Consider the following 17,658-nt stretch of genomic DNA (forward strand, 5'->3'; position numbering starts at 1 on the left):
TCGGCTTCTATTTTTCTAAATTAAACTCGAGGGTAGCTATTTTCCTCCCGGGAACATCGATAATAACTGAGCCATCGGATTCCATAGTAAGCTCTGTTCCTGGTTCTTCGTTCAGGTTGACAGTTCGAGCTGATATAGCTTTGTCAACCCTAATTTTTACATTGTGGGCATTTTGCTCGCTTATATTGAAGAATCGCACAATCAATGAATCTCGGTCTTCTGCTTTCTTAATTGCTGTTATAACCAACGAGGGTGCGTCAACTTCAATAAAGCTGTGCTCTGCTGGAAGTTTTCCTTTGTGAACGCCTGTTTGAATGGCGAGCATTTTCACATTGAATTGGTATGCTTGGCGCCACACCATAGCATCTTCCCATGTTCCCTTGTGCGGCAGGATTGCATATTCAAACCTATGCTTACCCAAACATTGTGCGCCAGGCGTGGGTATTGCAGTTGGTGTTTCCCCGCTTCCGCTTAGCCGCCCTACGCATCTGAGTAATGTAAGCGCGATGGTTCGCGCCTCATCGTCGTATACTTCATACTCGGGCAACCCCTTATTTATAATTGTCAATCCCTTTTTGCCATCGTTAACATCCACCCACCAGCGTTGAGGATAAAATGGCGCAGCATCATGCCATTCCTTCGGCGGACGAATTGGCCTAGTGATAACGTCGAATTGTCCTTCTGCATGCGAGACGTTGGTTTCAATGCCGCTTGGGAAAAGCACTCGAAGGCGGTGGTCTTTAGCTTGGTTTTCAAACTCAGTAACTACATCTACCCTGGGAGACTTGGCTGACACCGTAATCCAAGTAGTTACTGGGCAATCTACTACCTCTTCAGAGCGCTCCCTTTCATTGGATTGTGCAGATTTTGGCAACTTGAGAGTCATATCCAATCGAAATGTTGCAGATATGGGACTGTTGTCTTCTATTGAAACCTTTGGTGCGGATTGGAGAGTGGTAATTTTGCAATCCTTTGTTGGTTGTCGATAATGGTATTCATCACCTACATCGCCGCCATCCTCAAGAATTCCAAGACCGCTATATGCCAGGCCGCCTTCTGCCTCGCCAACCTCAGCCTGCTTGTCCAAAAGCGTGATGGTTCCTTCGAATATATTCACCGCTATTGTTTCGTTGGATAGAGCACCTTCCCAGTAAAGTTGATTAGTAAGGCAATTTTCGAATTTAGGAATCCTTGGCATAGGATTAATGGAGTAGGTTTTGTAACCACATGCCGGCACGTTTTCTGCGATAAACTCAACTAGAAAACGCCTGACCATGACCGAGCGCGGAAGTTCAATAGGAGATAGCACTTGTTTGGCAGCAATGCTTCGGTCAAGAAGTTTATACGGAATGCGCTTGCCATGAGAATCGAGTATCTCAATTGCCTTGACGTCTTTTGAATAGTCAATAGTTGGCTCCCCCCTAACGGGCTCGCCAAGTGGGAACTCGATGGTTGCTGTTACCCTATCCGTACGTGGCCAACTGAGCGGATTAAAGACAACCAGGCTTTCGTGAAGCGTGTTTATTGCAGAGGCTAGGTATTCTAGACTTCGATTGGTAAGTTCCTGGGCAATTTGTTGGACTTGAGCAAACCTCGTCATCATTTCATCGTGAACTTGGTCGATGCTGCAGCCGCAGATACTGTCGTGAGGATGATTTTGCATTAGCAACTTCCAGGTGTAGAGCAGAAAGTCGGAGGGGTATTCATTGCCAATCATCCAGGCGAATGAAGAGAGGGGCTCTGCATATTTTTCCAACCATATCTCACACTCATTATTTGCCTGTTTTAAATACATGCGGCTGGAGAGAGTGCCAGCGAGTACTGATTCACCTCTGTCCTCACGGAGCTCACCTCTGATTACTTCAAGCTCCAACTTATTTTTCTTAATATCCTTTTGAACAGCTTCGATATATGCGGGCAGCGTACTATGGACGAGTTTATCTTCCTTTAATTGTTCGTTGACCCGCTGAATGATTTTAGAGAGATTCTCTTGCGGCTCAAGATGGTCAACGCCGTTCATTAAAAGAAGTTGCGACGTTGCTGCGTGAGGCGCCATCATATCCCGGATGCGTTTTGTGTATTCGACTGCTTCCTCTGTATCTGAAGGGAATCTTTGCGCGTTGTTGTACCAGAAAGCCATTAGGGAAGCGAGAACCTGTGAACCATCGGGCGATTCCCAGATGAATTCCATTTTTCTGCCGTCAGTGAGTTGAAGCCCTCGTCCGAATATGCAGCTTTTTATCCCAAACTCTTGCAGAATCTGAGGCATCTGAGATATGTTGCCGAACTGGTCTGGGAGATAGCCGACCTTCATTATGTTGCCAAACTTCGATGCAATGCGGTGGCCTATCAGTAGGTTTCGTATCGTGGATTCACCGCTTACCAGGAACTCGTCATTTAGCTGATACCATGGGCCGATTAGTATTCGTCCTTCCTGAATGTATCTTCGGAGCTTTTCCTCGTCCTGTGGTCGAATCTGAAGATAGTCCTCTAAAATTATCGTTTGCCCATCGAGGTTGAAGTGTTTAAAATCTGGGTCGGTGTCGAGGATATGAAGCAAGTGGATGATGAGATCCACGAGCCTAATGCGGAATTTTTGGAACGTTAGATACCACTCGCGGTCCCAATGAGTATGGGAGACCACATGCATGGTATAACTCATCAAATCCCTCCATTTCAAATTCTTTGGGAAAAGGCATGCTTTTGAAGCACGCTTCTCACGTTTATTCGAATTATGCTCTTTTGTGCGTCCACCTTACAGCTAGTATTTTGCTTTATCTATGACCTCAATCTCGCGTCCGAGTAACCGATACACCGTTACTGTGTTCGTCCGAGGATTGGCAACCGCGAACATTGGAGTGTCCGGATACGCAGTGAGCTGGGTAATAGCAGGAGTAATAATTTTTGCCGATGGCAGCAGCCAAGCGCCTAGTACGGCTCCGACGAGCAACGCGATTAGTGAGATAAGCAAGTATCTAGCCCACATAGTTTACCCTCCTGCCAACCGTACCATTCTTGTATACAGCTGGCTTTTCCTTCTTACCCAACATGCTGCTGTTACAATCAAGTTAGCCAACTATTTTTGGTTTGTAAGCGAATTCGCGTGTTTTATGGAAGAATGGGAAATGTAAATAATTATTATGAGGAATGTATGTTCCTTGTTTTTGGCTAAATGGCATGCTAAACTATCGTTGGATAGTAAAGTTACTCAGTGCTCTATAACTGGGGGTGAAACATCCTGCCAATGCTGGGCGTCAGAATTTATGAACACAGTAGGCAAGGGTGGAGCATCTGCACTATGTTGTATCAACGTGCTTTGGTATATGCACTTTCCATAGCGTTATTAATCGGATTTCTTTGCCCTGTCGCCTTTGGACAGGAGCTAGCAGGGCGAACGGCAAATATTAGTTCCTCGGCGAACTACTATGCGGCGAGCTCTGTTAGCGGATTACAGTCTCTCACAGGCGTAGTTGATGTCTTCCTTGGCAAAAACACAAAGGGACCTTACTATTTATCCTGGCGGCCGATTGAGGAAGGTACTGAGAACGTTCAGCTTAATGGTAGACGACTTCAGCGAGGGAAAGATTACACTATTGACTCAGCATCTGGAACGATTGCCTTCTCCGAACCTGCTGACGAAAAAAGCATCGTTCGCGTTGAGTATTCTCGTGACCCGAAAAAAGCCGTGCAGAATACTGCGCCAACAGTACTTCCGATGACATACGATCTTCTCAAAAAGGAGAATTCAAGTCTCCAGTTGCTTGGCTTATATAAGCAAGGTGATCCTAATAAGCAGAATTCAGCAGACCTAACGGTTTTCGGTTTCACCGGCGAGCGAAAATCTAAGGAATCTACCATTTCCTCAATGTTTCTTTACGGGAGCGATGACGGCTCCAGTGGACCCAGTTCAAACAAGTCTTTTCTTGACCAGGCGGCGCTTAAGTTGGGCGGTTCTACTGCCACGGATAATTTCCAGCTAAGAACCTCTTATATGAGAATTGGAGAGCATTTTGCTGGCGCAAAGGAATACAAGCTCCAGCAAGGTTCTGAAGCAATGGACTTGCTTGCAACTTACAGGCCAACGGATATTCTTACCCTAAGTAGTTCATTCACGCGTAGCGAGAACCTCAAGGAGGAAAAGAAGGGCGAGGTTCTTTCTACCAGCGAGCATAAAATAATTGTTGACCCCAAAGATTCGTCCAAGCTGACCCTGTCGCATAAGGAAGTAAACAAAGAAAAACCCGATGTAGCCGAACAAAAGACTATCACCGACAGGTTTCAGCTTGAAGGCAAGCTAGGTGAGAGTACCTCAGCTACAGCAATCCATGAGACGACGAATACTCTGGTAGGAGATGTTGGCAGCAAGGTCACAACAAATGAGCTAATGCTTAATACTGCTGCCGCACCAAATATGGCGGTTAAGAGCAAAATCATGCAGAAAGACTCCAGCGAGACTGGCGAAGAAGTAAGATTAAATTTCGACGTAGACGCAACACCATCAAAATTGGTGGGAATCAATCTCGGTATCAGCCACATAGATGCGGATGCGGCTGGGCGGGACGATTCTCAAACCCTTAAGCTTACGGCAAACCCAAGCTCGCGATTAAGCTTCGAGATGGGTTTTGCACGCAGAGATTCTTCCCAGAAGGGCGACGAAGAAGGTCAAACCTTGAAGCTTACATCTAATTTGACGCAGAAACTTAAGCTGGAAATGGATTACGCAAACCTTGACTCGAACATCGGAGAGTCAAAGGAAGTTGGAAACCTACGTCTCCAAACTTCGCCTATGGAATATATGACAATATTTGCAGCCCTCGGCCAACAAGAGATTGGCGATGTTCGCAGTTTAAGCAGGGAGGCTCGGATGGAGTTGCGTCCATTCAAGCATACTGCCTTGAGCGGCGGCTATAAAGAGGTTGAAAGTAATGGTTCTACAGTTGCCCGGGTTACGGAAATCAGCGCTTCTACAAAACCAGCGGATTTTGTAGAATTCTCGGGTGCGTACAAGCAACGCGAGGCAGACAATCAAGAAGACATTGATTCTCTGAACCTAACTTTGAAACTTGATGCAGGTGGGCCATTCAAATTCTTTGGCACATACGTGTCGAATCCGGAGGAGAAGGGCATCGTCCAGCGAACTCTTAGACAGACGCTTGGACTCACATCTGACCTTGGCAGGCTAAAGTTGCGTGGTGGTTTAACTCTAAAGGACGATTACATGGCTAGCAAACGTAGCGAAATAACCGAAGTCGGCATGGATTACCGTCTGTCTCCAAGGTCTACGATTTCAACCGGATACAAGCTTGATGAATATGTTGGGCAAGGTGTGCTTGACACAACGAGTTACTTCTTGGGCTATACTCGCCGTGTTGGTTCGGATTTCAATCTATATTTGGGCGGAAAGTTGACAACATACGATGGCGACATAGCTTTGATGGAAAACCGCACCGAGTATGAAGCCGAGGCAAGACTAGGAATAAAATTCTAACAACGCCCTATGTTTTGGGAATTCTCGATAAAAAGGAGGATTAAGTGCCACAAACCGAATTAAGACCAATTGCTGGAGCTTGCAGGCATCTCAGAGGCCGATATAAGGTTGAGCAGAGAGGACGCTCGCCAGTTCCCGAGCTTGAACTAATAAGATATGAGTGCGAGCGTAAATATCCTGTTGAGAGCGATGAAGAAGTAGAGAAATGCATGGCAGCAAGACTTGAGTGCTGGCGTGAAGCGGGTGTGTCGAAAAAAAGAGAATCGTCCGCTGAAGAAACTTCTTGATTTGTGATCCGTTAATAATTTATGGACTTACATAAGCAGATAGGGCTTGGTATCAGTTGGCTTTAAATCTATCCAATACCAAGCCCTATCTGCGTTGTTTCAAGGCGAGGAGAAGGAGGCTGCTCTTTGCCGACGTTTGGGCTGTCGTTTTTTCTTCTTCTACGCCGCTAGTGTTTGCATTGAGATTGATTGTTTTGCTACAAGTCTTTTGATATCAAGGCCGGACCAAGTCAAGGCGATTTCCTCCGTTAATCGTGGACTTAGAAGTTCGGAGTTTATTTCTGCCCTCAAAACTGCATCGGACTCATCGTGTACTGCGATTTCGTCGTCCATATGCCGACCTTCTGGCAAATTGAATCCTGGTCCAAGTACCGACCCGAAGACTTTTGCGTTTCTACCAACAGTAGTTTTAGGGCTCAAAATGCTGTGGGTTATATGGGCTCTTTCATCTACCAGGCTAAGATCGCCGATAACTGCAAATCTCCCAAGTGAGGCATTGCGGCGGACAATTGTGCCGTTGCCGACATAGCAAGGTCCCGAAAGCTTTACCGATGGATGAATGTCTGATTTAGCCCCCAACCATATTCCATTGGCAACCTGGTTCGCTGGTAGGTTGAGCTTAACCTTCCCAACCAGCGCATCAAAATGTACGTTTCGGTACTGTGCTAAGTTGCCAACATCACACCAATAGCCCTGCGTTCTGACAGCATAGAATGGTTCTTGATTCTGAAGCAACCTGGGGAATAAGTCTTTGCTAAAATCATAGAAAGCGTCATATGGTATTGAGCTCAATACCTCCGGCTCGAGTACGTATATGCCGGTATTGACGGTATTTGTAAACACTTCTGAGGGACTAGGTTTTTCGATAAAGCGCTTAATCTTACCATCTTTGGCGGTCTCAACTATCCCAAATTGTGTGGGGTTTGTGACCTCATAGAGTAGCATTGTAGCAATGGCTGACTTTTTACGATGAAACTCAATTGCAGCTGTCAGGTCAAGGTCGGTTACTGCGTCGCCCGAGATAACGAGAAAAGTTCCATTAAGTACAGGCTGGATTCTCCTCAATCCGCCGGCTGTTCCTTTCGGCGTATCTTCAAGTGAGTACTGGATGTTTACGCCCCATCTAGAGCCCCCTCCGAAATAATCAATGATTTGTTCTGCCTTGTACGCTAGTGTGATTACTATGTCGCGGATGTCATGTCGTTTTAAAAGCTCAATTGTGTGTTCTAAAACCGGTTTATTAAAGAGGTTGACCATTGGCTTGGGAGTGGTAGAGGTAAGGGGGTGAAGGCGTGTTCCCTTGCCGCCGGCAAGAATCACAGCTTGCATACGGTATACCTCCTTGGGGTGGTGTTAGTTAGTTTGCCCGGCAAAATTACCAGCATCTTTGCGCGCGGCTCGTAAAAAAATTATCGGCTGAAATTGTGCAAAAACTTAGGATATCTGGAGGTTCTTTGCGAACAATATTTTCGAAGGCCTAATCTTAGCCTCTATAAAGTTTAATAAAACCCTAGCTTCTGGGTGTTAAGAAATGCATTTGGACAATAGCTACAAATCCATCAGGAGGTAAAACATGTCTATCGTTACTGGAGTAATAGGCTGTGGAAGCTTTGCTCGCGGTATTCACCTTCCGAATCTAGCCAAACTTCCTCAATTTGAACTTAGAGCCGTTGCGGACCTAAATATCGAGCTTGCGGAAAAGGCGGCAGAAGATTTCGGAGCAAGTTACAGTACTTCCGAGTATGAGCGCCTTCTAAAAGATAGTGATATCGAGCTTATTGTAATTTGCACGCCTCACAACAGCCATGCTTCCCTAGCATTAGAAGCCCTAAAAGCAGGGAAGCATGTTCTTGTAGAAAAGCCCATGGCATTAAAGTTGGAAGAAATTCCTCCGCTCGCACAGGCAGTTAAAGAATCCGGCCTTGTGTTTTCTGTTGGGTTAAACCGAAGATACTCTCCGCTAGTTCAGGAGGCAAAGGATCTTATGCGAGAACGCTCCGGGCCTGCTATGCTTAGCTATCGAATAGTTGACCAGCTTTGGAAGCATCCGTGGGCGCTCGACCCTGAAATTGGCGGCGGGCGAATTCTTTCTGAAACAGTTCATGTTTTTGATGTTTGCTCTTACCTATTGGATTCAGAACCCGTTCGCGTGTTTGCTGAGGGTGGAGCGCTCACTCATCCAGATATGCCCGAAACTCAAGACAATGCGGTCATGGTTCTGCGATTTGACGATGGCTCAATAGCTTCAATTGTTCATGGGGATTTGGGAAACGCTGCCTATCCAAAAGAGCGCATTGAAATGTTCATCGGGGAGCGGACTATTGTAATTGACAATTTTGAGTGTTTTGAAGCCGTTGGATTTGGCGAGCCAATCCAGATAACATTACCCGAGGTTGACAAGGGGTTTTTGCAGGAACTTCAAACACTTGCATGCGCAATCAAAGGAAATGTTTCAAGTGATTTGGTGACAGTCGTTGATGGCGCTCGAACAGTTTTATGTGCGGTTAAGGCAATAGAATCAATCAAGACTGGGTTGCCACAAAAAGTTGACTTGAAATCCATCATCTAAGAGTGGAGGTTTTTTGAATAATGCGCAAAGTTCGCGTAGGCACGGTTTCTTTTCTTGTTGACGAACGACCGCACACGATAGAGCAAAATATTGAGAGGGGTAAGGCATACGTTGATGAAGCAGCTGCACAAGGCTGTGATATTGTGTGCCTGCCAGAACATTTTAGCACAGTAAATGTTCGCTTTGACAGCGATGATGTGCTCAGAGGTGCAGAAAGCATACCTGGTCCTTTATCCGATTGCCTTTCAGCCAAAGCTTCTCAGTACAAGATGTATATTGTGGCGAATTTCCCAGTTATTGACGAAGGAAGGCGATTTAACCAAACAACATTCTATGGGAGAGATGGAAGCATCATAGGCAGATACCGCAAAGTCCAGCCGACGGCGAGCGAATACATGGTGCATAATGTTATCCCAGGGGACGACCTCCCCGTCTTTGAGCTTGATTTTGGAAAGGTTGCATGTATAATCTGCATGGATATTTATTTTCCTGAGATTATGCGGATTTATTCTCTAAAGGGGGCAGAAATTGTATTTTGGCCTACCGTTGCGCACGGACCCAGTGAGTTCAACTTGGAAACACAACTTTGCGCACGAGCAATGGATTATTCTGTCTACATGGTGGAATCGAACCTGTCTATGAAGCCGCCATATGCACCATATTCAGGAAGATTTTATCCTGGCCGAGCAAGGATTGTAGACCATGACGGGCGCATTATTGCCGATACAGGCCATCGCCCTGGTATTGCGGTCGCTGATATTGACCTTGATGAGCCACGGCTTGGGTCACAGATTGTGGGAATACGCGAGCCGGATGTAATGAAAGAAGACCTCGCCCGATTGGTTAGACTTGATCTCTACGCTAGAGAGTTTACTGTTTTAGATAAAGTAAGGAATAGGGTGTATTAGCAGAGAAAGCCGCCCCATGGTGCTTGTCCTCTTACTTTGCCGGGGCGACCCCTCCAGTTTGCTGGTCTAAGCCTTCGAGAGCTTGTCTAGCCAACGAATATGTTGGATCCAATCCTAGTGCTCGCAAGTATTCTTCCTTAGCTCCAGTTAGGTTATTTGCTTTGTGGTACGCTACGCCTAGGTTGTAATGCACTTTTGGCGAAGTTGGTGCAACGTCAACCGCTTTTTCCAGTACTTCGATGGACTTGTCGAGTTGGTCTAGCTTTGCATAGGCATAGCCTAAGTAGAGGTGAATTTCCGGGTCCTTTGGATTTTCCCTCAGGGCTTCTTCAAGGAACTCAATGCTTTCATTATATAGGCCTTCGCGCAGCAGTTGAGTGGCTTTTTCACGAGCTGATGGTTCGGTGGGAGTCATTTTTAAGCGCCTCCTTTGGGGAGTTTGGGTTGCAAAAGCAAATATTGTTTTGCACCTATAATCAATTCGGCGCTTAATACATATTTCCTTCTGTCAAGTCAAAATCTTAAGAAATCAATCGGTGCTTTTCGAAAATAAGGCCGCTTCAAATAGTTTTGATTATATGGGCTTTAATTTGGGTAGACAGTTACAGGTTGTTTGAATTTAGGTGATGCTGATGATAATGAAAATACTTTTGCCGACCGATGGGTCGCCATTTGCGATAAAAGCCGCTGAGTTCGCGGCTGACTTGGCGAAGCGATATGAGGCCGCCGTTACCGTAATTACGGTAGTTGAGATGCCGCTTCGAATTGGGATGTCTATGGATTCACACGAAGATGAGGGCCTGCGAAAACATTTGGAAATGCATGCGAAGGGAATACTCGAGGACACAAGGCGTGTTTTTGAGCAGGCGGGGGTTGAACCGAAAGAAGAGATTGTTTTTGGGTCTGCCGTGTCGTCGATCCTGCGTTATGCTCGTGAAGGCTCATACGACCTGATTGTAATAGGTCGCAGGGGCGCTGGCACGAGCGCAATTGAACAGATTCTCCTTGGAAGTGTTGCTGAGGGTATTCTACACGAAGCTACATGTTCAGTGTTGCTAGTACCTGCAAAGTAAACCGCTTTACTAGAACCGCCATGCGGCTTGCAGGAGATAAGTTACTTCGTTTTCATCTTCAATAAGGATGGTAAAATCTGTCCTTCGCGAAAGAGTATAGCTTATCCCAAGACTAGAGAATAGGCGGTTTGAGACCAACGATCTGCTATAAGTAAGTGATAGCTTCGGGGTCAACGACGTGCTTACATTTAAAATTAATGGTATATCAAACCCCGGTTCAATTGCTATAACAAATGGCCCCGTTTCAAACTCTTCAAAAAGAGTTGGTAGTGCTGCTCCAAGAAGAATTTGTGGAAGCTGCCTTTGCAAAACCTGCCCGAAAGGCTCACCTCTTAGAAACGCCTCAATTTGTGTTGGTTGAAAGACTAAGCCAAGTGCTTGTTCTCTAGTCAAGCCAGGTGGCGAGCTTGTTACATCTATGTCGAGATTGCCGATTAGTCCTGAAATGTCAAAGTTTACAGTATATCGGGTGATTCGACCTGTTGTAGGCGAAACAGTTGTAATTCGTGTATTTGCTACCACGTCGACGCTAATTCTAGACTCTGGCGGTTGGAAGACAAGAGTGGCGGTTCCTCCGGGCGCCAAGTTGAAGGTTCGCCCAGGATAACTCAGAGTACCCTTTTTAATTGCGAAAGTTCCAACAATTGTTGGTTGGCTAAGGTTTCCGCTTACATTGAGTGGCCCCACTATACTGGCAGTAAGTTGCCCGCGGCGAACTTCTACGTTTTCTGCCAGGGTCAAAGAAATGTCAAACCCCGGATTAAACATTTTGTGGGCTGTTGGCGTAAACGATGGCGGCATTTCTGGAGGAGCTTCCATAAGAGCATTGTTTACAACAATCTGCCCTTGGATGAGCGGGGAAGGCAATTCACCCGTCACAATTAGTTGCCCGGTAGCGCTGAGCCGCATATGTTCGTCATATGCACCAGTAATGTTGGAGGTACGAAGGGTCAGGTCATTAAGCACCACGAAGTTTGTGAATACAGCTGAGGATAAATTGGGGAACACTATATTTCCTCCAATGTAGAATGTTCCACCTGACGATGATGTGCCGGTAAAATGTTCGATTAGCAACACCGAGTTTTCAAAGGTTGCGCTCACTCTCAGGTTGGTGAAGTCATTTTCGAATCGGTCTAATCTTACGGCACCATCTTTAACTTCAAGGTTGCCCTTCAATTGTGGGTCTTCAAACGTTCCGGTTACCAAGAGGTTCATATCCAGACTTCCGCTTGCTGCTTTGATTAAGGGAGTCAGGTTTGCAAGTATTGAAAGATCATGCTTTGGAATTTCAACTTTGATTTCAATAGGTTGGTCAGTAGGAATTCCCAATGGTTTGAAGTTAAACGGAATTGAACCTGAAATAACGAGAGGGTTCGAATTGGTTGTGGCTGTAGCGCTTTCCAAAGACAATCGGTTGTTGGCAATTATGAGCCGGTCAGCCGTGACATTGTCAAAAAATAAATTGCGAATAGTGACATTTTTCGCTTCTGTGGACATTTCCACAATTGGGGCGTTTGTAGAGCCTGTTGCATTTAGGGTAAATGTGAGTTTTCCGTCAAGGTCGGGTTGATGGAGAAGCTGCCCTAATATTTTGAGAGGGACATCTTCGCCACTGCCTGTAATGTTAATTGTTTTGTTGGGGCCAATTGAGCCTTGAATGCTAGCCGTGTGGCTGTCCGAATTTAGCTGAAGTTGGTCTATAAGCCAAATGCCTTCTGAAAGGCGAGCGCTGGCATTTATTATTCCAACTTCTTGCCCCCCGATAATAACGTCTAACCCAGTGGCACTTATATTTCCCAAAGGGTGTCCAAAAAGGTTGGTAAACAAAGCGTTGGCTGTTATTAAACCTGATGTTGGTTTGGGAATTGATTGGAGAAACGACCGAAGCTCTTTGCCTTGGTCAGTGTCTATTATTGGTGCATTCTGAAGCACGGCAAGTAGGCGTTCTATGCTAAGCGATGTTGTTGAAGTTAGTAAGTCAAGTGATTTAGGTGTCTTAGTATAGTTTGCTTGAGAAATTTCCACAACGCCTGTTTGAGAGGAGAGAATTGCTTTTGACAGAAGAAGCCGGTTGCGGTTCCATGAGAGATTCGCGGATAATTGCTCAAAAGGTTGGCTATTGATTATGGGGGCGCTTGACTCAATCATGGCGGAAATAGTTGGATTAGTGAGCGTTCCAGTGATCGTTCCGCCAAATGAAACAGGACCGTCAAGCATTAAATATGGTTTGAGGATTGGGTTCAGTAAACTAAGCATTAGGTTTTCACCTTGAAGATTTGCCTCGATTCTGCCAGACGTTCCAATCATTCCGCTTCCAGTTATGAGCATCTCGCCCTTCTTGGCGAAAAACCTGGTAACGGCAGTCTCGCGTCCAACAGTATTTAGCGTCAACCGTGCCTCGTCTATACGGACGTTGGAGACTGTGGTATTGAGAAGTGCGACTTCACCTTCGGCCATCAAATTGGGATAACTTCCTGTAATTGTTAAATCCGCAGAGGCAGTTCCACTGGCTTGCAAAGGTATGTCAAACAAGGTGATCAATTGCGGTAGAGGTAGTTGACGTCCTTTCAGACTTAATTCTGCTCTTGGAGGATATTGTTTTGCAATAATAATCTGTCCGACGGTTGTTATCTCTGCTTCCTTGGCTCTAAGTTTTGGGTTTTCCAGCGTTAGTTCTTGTGGTGTGGCGGCAAGTTTGCCAGTAACAGAATCATATTCGAACCCAAGCAGGGTTCCTTTGTAGAGGTTTATCTGCCCAGCAATTTTTGGATTAGATATCGTGCCAGATAGTGTGCCTCTGAAATCAGCAATGCCAGCAAGCTGTTCATAACCGAATGGTTGTAGGAGAGTTGGCAAGCTGATGTTGCTAGCAGAAACTTGCAGATTAAGGATGCCGTCATTAGTTAAGCTTCCAGTTGCTTTGACTAATCCTCTTAATGTGTTAATCGCTGCATTCCTTATAAATATTGTGCGATTCCGCAGTGAAATGCTCCCTGTTCCTTTTTCGATTAAGATGCCGGGAGCTATGATTTGGCTTATGGTTACTTCAGCCTGTGCTAGTTTTGATCCGGTGAAGACAATATCTGCTCGGCCTTGGCTTGCCAATAAGTTGCCAAGTTTACCATCCCGTACATTAACCGTCACGTTTGCCTTGCGGAGTCTTCTTTGGAAGTCAATTGAAAATTCCGCATCGACAAACCCCGAGATGGGTTTGCGAAATTGAGGCTGAAAGCCAGCAAGACTTATGCCTAATACTTTACCCGACGCCGTAATGCGGTTACTTCGGATAAAAATACGCGAACTCAGTAGAATGTTTCCTTTGTATGCTCTTCCAACTAGTCGGTTAATGGTTATAATGCCGTCACGGTATAATCCTTGCGCAGATAGATTGGTTATATTTCTGTCCAGTATGACTGCGTGAGGAACTGTTATCGCGGCTTTTATCACGGGGCGCTGAGTCGTTCCTGTGATTAAGGCGCTCAGCTTAGCGGGAGATGGCCAGCGTAAATTACGCAATCTTGGAAGCGGCTTTACGGTTTTTTGGATTGTTTCGAGATTGAGCCTTTCCGATGCTATAAGCAAGCGGAGCTGGCTAGGTGTGAAGCCATGTATATCCCCCTGTATTGTCAGTGGCGAATGGTTTAGATGTCCATGACCAGTTATGGTTAAGTTAGTGCCAGCAAATGCAATATCTGCCGTAAATGCACGAATAGGCAATGCTAGATATGGACTGGTAATGCTTGAGTTACGAAGATTAACTTTTCCACGCGTAGTAATCACTTTACCTTTTGGTTGGAATAACACCACCCTAGCATCAAATCTACCTTTGCTAATGCTCCAAGAGCGTATATCTGTGAAGTAGTCAAGCCAATAAGTGGCATTTGCGTTTGAGATTCTCAGGGTTAGATTGGTTGTTGGTGTATTTATTCCCCACTTACCGAAGGCTCTAATGGCTTGGAGTTTTTGGGTCGAACCTTGTCCGGCAAGGTCTATAAGAAACCATCTGGCCGGGCTGAAATCTAAGCTTCCTGATATGCTTTTTAGCGTGTTAGTTTCAGGCAGTTTGGAGAGGCGAGCGGCGTGGTCTACAATGCTGAGCTGGGCGGATTGGATGAAAACCTTCCCTCTAAAGCGCCTTTCTGGCGGGGCTAGCGGAAGGCGAAGAAGATCTTCGAAGTTCCAAACACCATGCTTATTTCTTGCTAATCTTAGGCGGGGATTTATCAAAGTTACAGATTTAGTGTTGCGAGCAAGATTTCCACTGAGGACAAAGCGGATGAAATTTATGCGAATTACCACGCGTTCGGCGGTAAAAAAGGTTCCTTGCTCAAATGATTTGCCGTTGGCAATGCGAAGTCCAGTTATAATTAGGGTCCCGAGATTGCTGATTCTTGTGGACTTTACGCTGACTTGCCTATGGACATTTCTTTCTAACTCAGCTTCGACAGCCCGTGGAAGCAAGTTAAGAAGCCGGTTAATCTGATTTGACATGACAACCAATAGTATGGCCGTAAGAACAACGAGAGCTATGACAGTTATAAAAATAGGCATTTTTGGCCGCATAAGGAACGCTCCCGCGTGAATAGTTATATCTGAAATACCCAGCAGTTGCTTATTCTTATTACTAATCCGCAGAACAGATATGAGCCTCCTTCGAATTTCAAGATACATTCCAACAAATCGGCGCTAACCAAGTTCTATGCCGAGGGATTCAGTTTCGCACTTATTTGTGATGGGTAACTGGTATATGAATAGTATTGGCCAAGGTAATGCTGAGTTTGAGGCAAACTATAGGAAGCGTGAGAAATGGGAGGAGTACCAATGGCTACTGGATACACTGAAGTTTCTGCAGATGAGTTAAGACGCTTTTGTGACCCAAATACCTTAAGATTCGAGACGACCGATGACATACCTGTGCTTGAGGGAACAGTCGGTCAGGACCGGGGTGTTAATGCTCTTAATTTTGGGTTTGATATTAAAACACGCGGTTTCAATCTCTATGTCTCAGGTCCCACAGGCACTGGTCGGAATTCGACAGTTCAGGCATTTCTTGCGGAGCAGGCGAAAACCGAACCTGTGCCAAATGATATTTGCTACGTGAACAACTTTAAGGAACCAGACAAGCCAAACGCCATCTTTCTGCCGCCTGGGATGGGAACTCAGCTTGTTAGAGACATGAACGAACTTGTGGAGGCAGCAAAAAGGGAAATTCCACGAGCATTTGAGGACGAAAATTACGAAAAGCGGAAAAATGAAATCTTAAATGAGGTTCAGCAGCAACGTGGAAAAATGCTTGCCGATTTGCAGAAACAAGCTGAACAGATGGGCTTGGCAATGGAGATAACGCAAATTGGTATAATCACTGTTCCTCTAATGCATGGAAAGCCAATTTCCCGCGAGGAATTCGAGCACTTGCCGGATGAGGTAAAGGAGGAAATTCAGAGACGTAGTGAAAAGCTCCAGGAAATGATTAGGCAGAGTCTAGCCAAGGCAAGAAAATTGGAGAAAGAAGCTAGTGAACGAATTGACCGTCTTGACCGTGAGGTTGCATTGTTCGCAATAGGTCATCTTCTGGATGAGTTGTTCGAAAAGTATAAGGAGCATGAGGAAGTCGTTGAATACCTCGGGCAAGTACGGGATGATATGATGGACCATTTGGAAGATTTCAAGGCACCTGAGAAAGCAAAGGTTTCAATTCCAGGCCTTGAAGAGCTTCAAGCAGGGCCATCTTTCGAGCGATATAGTGTGAATCTTATTGTTGATAACTCGGAACAAAAGGGCGCGCCGATTGTAGTTGAAAACAATCCCACTTATTACAACTTGATTGGTCGCGTAGACTTCAAGGCGCGGTTGGGGGCTTTGGTGACAGATTTTACGCAAATCAAAGCTGGCGCGCTGCACAAGGCAAATGGTGGCTATTTGGTAATGCAGGCCCTTGATGTACTTCTTAGCCCAATGTCGTGGGATGCATTGAAACGCACACTTCGGAGCGGCGAAGTGCGTATAGAAAACATTGCAGAATATTATGGCTTGATTCCTACATCAACTTTAAAACCAGAACCAATCCCGGTAGATGTTAAAGTTATTCTAATCGGCAGTCCGTTGGTTTACCATATACTCTATGCAGTGGATGAGGATTTTCGCAAGCTTTTCAAGGTAAAAGCCGACTTCGATATCGAGATGAAGCGTACAGATGAAAACATTGAAAAATATGCTCAGTTTATCGCAGCCCGAGTGAAAGAATGCAATCTCCGGCCATTCCACAAGAGTGCAGTGGCAAAAGTAGTGGAATATGGTTCGCGCTTAATTTCAGACAAGGAGAAGCTTTCTACTAGGTTTATTGAGATTGCAGACCTTGTTAGCGAGGCGAGCTTCTGGGCTAGCAAAAATGGCAATGCCGTTGTCATGGCAGAAGATGTCCAAAAAGCAATTGAAGAGAAGGTCTACCGTTCGAATTTGATTGAGCAAAAGATTCAAGAGCTAATAGAACAGGGTGTAATAATGATAGATACCGATGGCGCTGTCGTCGGCCAGGTGAATGGTCTTTCCGTTTACCAAATTGGCGACTATACATTCGGTCGGCCTTCAAGAATCACAGCGCGGACATTTATTGGCAAAGCCGGTGTAGTAAACATTGAGCGCGAAGTCAAACTCAGCGGCCCTATTCACAACAAAGGAGTCTTGATTCTTTCAAGTTATCTGGGATCAAAATTTGCGCATAATAAGCCTCTCACTCTTAGCGCAAGTCTCACCTTTGAACAGTTATATGAAGGCGTCGAGGGAGATAGCGCATCAAGCGCAGAGCTTTACGCTTTGCTGTCAAGTCTTTCCGATATCCCAATTAAGCAAGGGATTGCTGTTACCGGTTCCGTCAATCAAAAAGGTGAGATTCAGCCAATTGGTGGAGCGACGGAAAAGATTGAGGGATTCTACGCCGTTTGTAAAGCAAAAGGTCTAACAGGCGAACAAGGAGTAATCATCCCTCATCAAAATGTTCGCCATTTAATGCTGAAGGAAGAAATAGTTGATGCTGTACGGGAAGGTAAGTTTCATATTTGGCCCATTAAAACGATAGAAGAAGGGATAGAGATTCTTACAGGTGTTCCAGCGGGAGAGAGGGATTTAAAGGGAAATTACCCTCCAGATACAGTTCTGGGCCGTGCAGACGCAAAGCTTCTGCAGTTTGCAGAGGTTGTCAAAGAATACGGTCAAGCCCCTGAAGAGGAAAGGCCAGAGGAGGAGGAAGAGGAAGAGCGCATTTCAGCTAGTGGCCCTGAAGAGAGGATATCAAAATAGTAAGATGTGCATGTTACAATGGGGATTGAGGATGAAT

Annotated in this window: 11 protein-coding genes; 6 read left to right on the plus strand and 5 right to left on the minus strand. The window is 45.5% G+C overall.

From position 1 onward, the window contains the following. Nucleotides 1-7: 7 nt before the first annotated feature. Both K6T99_00495 and K6T99_00500 read right to left on the minus strand, forming a co-directional pair. Nucleotides 8-2,662 (minus strand): alpha-mannosidase, encoded by a 2,655-nt coding sequence (locus tag K6T99_00495; GenBank protein ID MCL6518291.1) that lies wholly within the window; start codon nucleotides 2,660-2,662, stop codon nucleotides 8-10. A 99-nt stretch (nucleotides 2,663-2,761) separates the two neighbouring features. Beyond that, entirely contained in the window at nucleotides 2,762-2,986 is a 225-nt protein-coding gene (locus tag K6T99_00500; protein ID MCL6518292.1) for a hypothetical protein, read from the minus strand. A 312-nt stretch (nucleotides 2,987-3,298) separates the two neighbouring features. Here K6T99_00500 and K6T99_00505 point away from each other — a divergent pair, with 312 nt between their 5' ends. Both K6T99_00505 and K6T99_00510 read left to right on the plus strand, forming a co-directional pair. Beyond that, entirely contained in the window at nucleotides 3,299-5,488 is a 2,190-nt protein-coding gene (locus K6T99_00505; GenBank protein MCL6518293.1) for a hypothetical protein, read from the plus strand. A gap of 44 nt (nucleotides 5,489-5,532) precedes the next feature. Continuing rightward, nucleotides 5,533-5,775: a hypothetical protein gene (locus K6T99_00510; protein ID MCL6518294.1), complete on the plus strand. Its 243-nt coding sequence runs from the start codon at nucleotides 5,533-5,535 to the stop codon at nucleotides 5,773-5,775. Nucleotides 5,776-5,934: 159 nt separating this feature from the next. Here K6T99_00510 and K6T99_00515 read toward each other — a convergent pair whose 3' ends face one another. Continuing rightward, on the minus strand, nucleotides 5,935-7,104 hold the full coding sequence (locus K6T99_00515) for an NDP-sugar synthase (GenBank protein ID MCL6518295.1): 1,170 nt from the start codon (nucleotides 7,102-7,104) through the stop codon (nucleotides 5,935-5,937). A 244-nt stretch (nucleotides 7,105-7,348) separates the two neighbouring features. Between K6T99_00515 and K6T99_00520 the strand changes: the two genes are divergently transcribed. Both K6T99_00520 and K6T99_00525 read left to right on the plus strand, forming a co-directional pair. Further along, on the plus strand, nucleotides 7,349-8,344 hold the full coding sequence (locus tag K6T99_00520; GenBank protein ID MCL6518296.1) for a Gfo/Idh/MocA family oxidoreductase: 996 nt from the start codon (nucleotides 7,349-7,351) through the stop codon (nucleotides 8,342-8,344). Between the two features lie 20 nt (nucleotides 8,345-8,364). Beyond that, nucleotides 8,365-9,252, plus strand: a complete 888-nt coding sequence (locus K6T99_00525) for a carbon-nitrogen hydrolase family protein (GenBank protein ID MCL6518297.1) — start codon at nucleotides 8,365-8,367, stop codon at nucleotides 9,250-9,252. A gap of 31 nt (nucleotides 9,253-9,283) precedes the next feature. On the opposite strand, the gene K6T99_00530 is transcribed toward K6T99_00525, so the two are convergent. Continuing rightward, nucleotides 9,284-9,667 carry a tetratricopeptide repeat protein gene (locus K6T99_00530; GenBank protein ID MCL6518298.1) on the minus strand — a complete coding sequence of 128 codons (384 nt, stop codon included), beginning with the start codon at nucleotides 9,665-9,667 and terminating at the stop codon, nucleotides 9,284-9,286. A 223-nt stretch (nucleotides 9,668-9,890) separates the two neighbouring features. On the opposite strand from K6T99_00530, the gene K6T99_00535 reads away from it, so the two are divergent. Beyond that, a complete protein-coding gene (locus K6T99_00535) occupies nucleotides 9,891-10,325 on the plus strand; it encodes a universal stress protein (GenBank protein ID MCL6518299.1) in 435 nt (144 codons plus the stop codon). A 9-nt stretch (nucleotides 10,326-10,334) separates the two neighbouring features. Here the strand turns inward: K6T99_00535 and K6T99_00540 are convergent, their stop codons facing one another. Next, nucleotides 10,335-14,888 carry a translocation/assembly module TamB gene (locus K6T99_00540; protein ID MCL6518300.1) on the minus strand — a complete coding sequence of 1,518 codons (4,554 nt, stop codon included), beginning with the start codon at nucleotides 14,886-14,888 and terminating at the stop codon, nucleotides 10,335-10,337. Nucleotides 14,889-15,146: 258 nt separating this feature from the next. On the opposite strand from K6T99_00540, the gene K6T99_00545 reads away from it, so the two are divergent. Then, a complete protein-coding gene (locus K6T99_00545; protein ID MCL6518301.1) occupies nucleotides 15,147-17,621 on the plus strand; it encodes an AAA family ATPase in 2,475 nt (824 codons plus the stop codon). Nucleotides 17,622-17,658 lie beyond the last annotated feature (37 nt).

The organism is Armatimonadota bacterium (assembly GCA_023511795.1).
In the GTDB taxonomy this organism is placed as follows: Bacteria; Armatimonadota; UBA5829; order DTJY01; family DTJY01; genus JAIMAU01.

What these genes read in the sequence shown, in the direction of transcription:
- K6T99_00495 (MCL6518291.1), bottom strand. Translation starts at nt 2,662, where the DNA reads ATGAGTTATACCATGCATGTGGTCTCCCATACTCATTGGGACCGCGAG.
- K6T99_00500 (MCL6518292.1), bottom strand. Translation starts at nt 2,986, where the DNA reads ATGTGGGCTAGATACTTGCTTATCTCACTAATCGCGTTGCTCGTCGGA.
- K6T99_00505 (MCL6518293.1), top strand. Translation starts at nt 3,299, where the DNA reads ATGTTGTATCAACGTGCTTTGGTATATGCACTTTCCATAGCGTTATTA.
- K6T99_00515 (MCL6518295.1), bottom strand. Translation starts at nt 7,104, where the DNA reads ATGCAAGCTGTGATTCTTGCCGGCGGCAAGGGAACACGCCTTCACCCC.
- K6T99_00520 (MCL6518296.1), top strand. Translation starts at nt 7,349, where the DNA reads ATGTCTATCGTTACTGGAGTAATAGGCTGTGGAAGCTTTGCTCGCGGT.
- K6T99_00525 (MCL6518297.1), top strand. Translation starts at nt 8,365, where the DNA reads ATGCGCAAAGTTCGCGTAGGCACGGTTTCTTTTCTTGTTGACGAACGA.
- K6T99_00530 (MCL6518298.1), bottom strand. Translation starts at nt 9,667, where the DNA reads ATGACTCCCACCGAACCATCAGCTCGTGAAAAAGCCACTCAACTGCTG.
- K6T99_00535 (MCL6518299.1), top strand. Translation starts at nt 9,891, where the DNA reads ATGAAAATACTTTTGCCGACCGATGGGTCGCCATTTGCGATAAAAGCC.
- K6T99_00540 (MCL6518300.1), bottom strand. Translation starts at nt 14,888, where the DNA reads ATGCGGCCAAAAATGCCTATTTTTATAACTGTCATAGCTCTCGTTGTT.
- K6T99_00545 (MCL6518301.1), top strand. Translation starts at nt 15,147, where the DNA reads ATGGCTACTGGATACACTGAAGTTTCTGCAGATGAGTTAAGACGCTTT.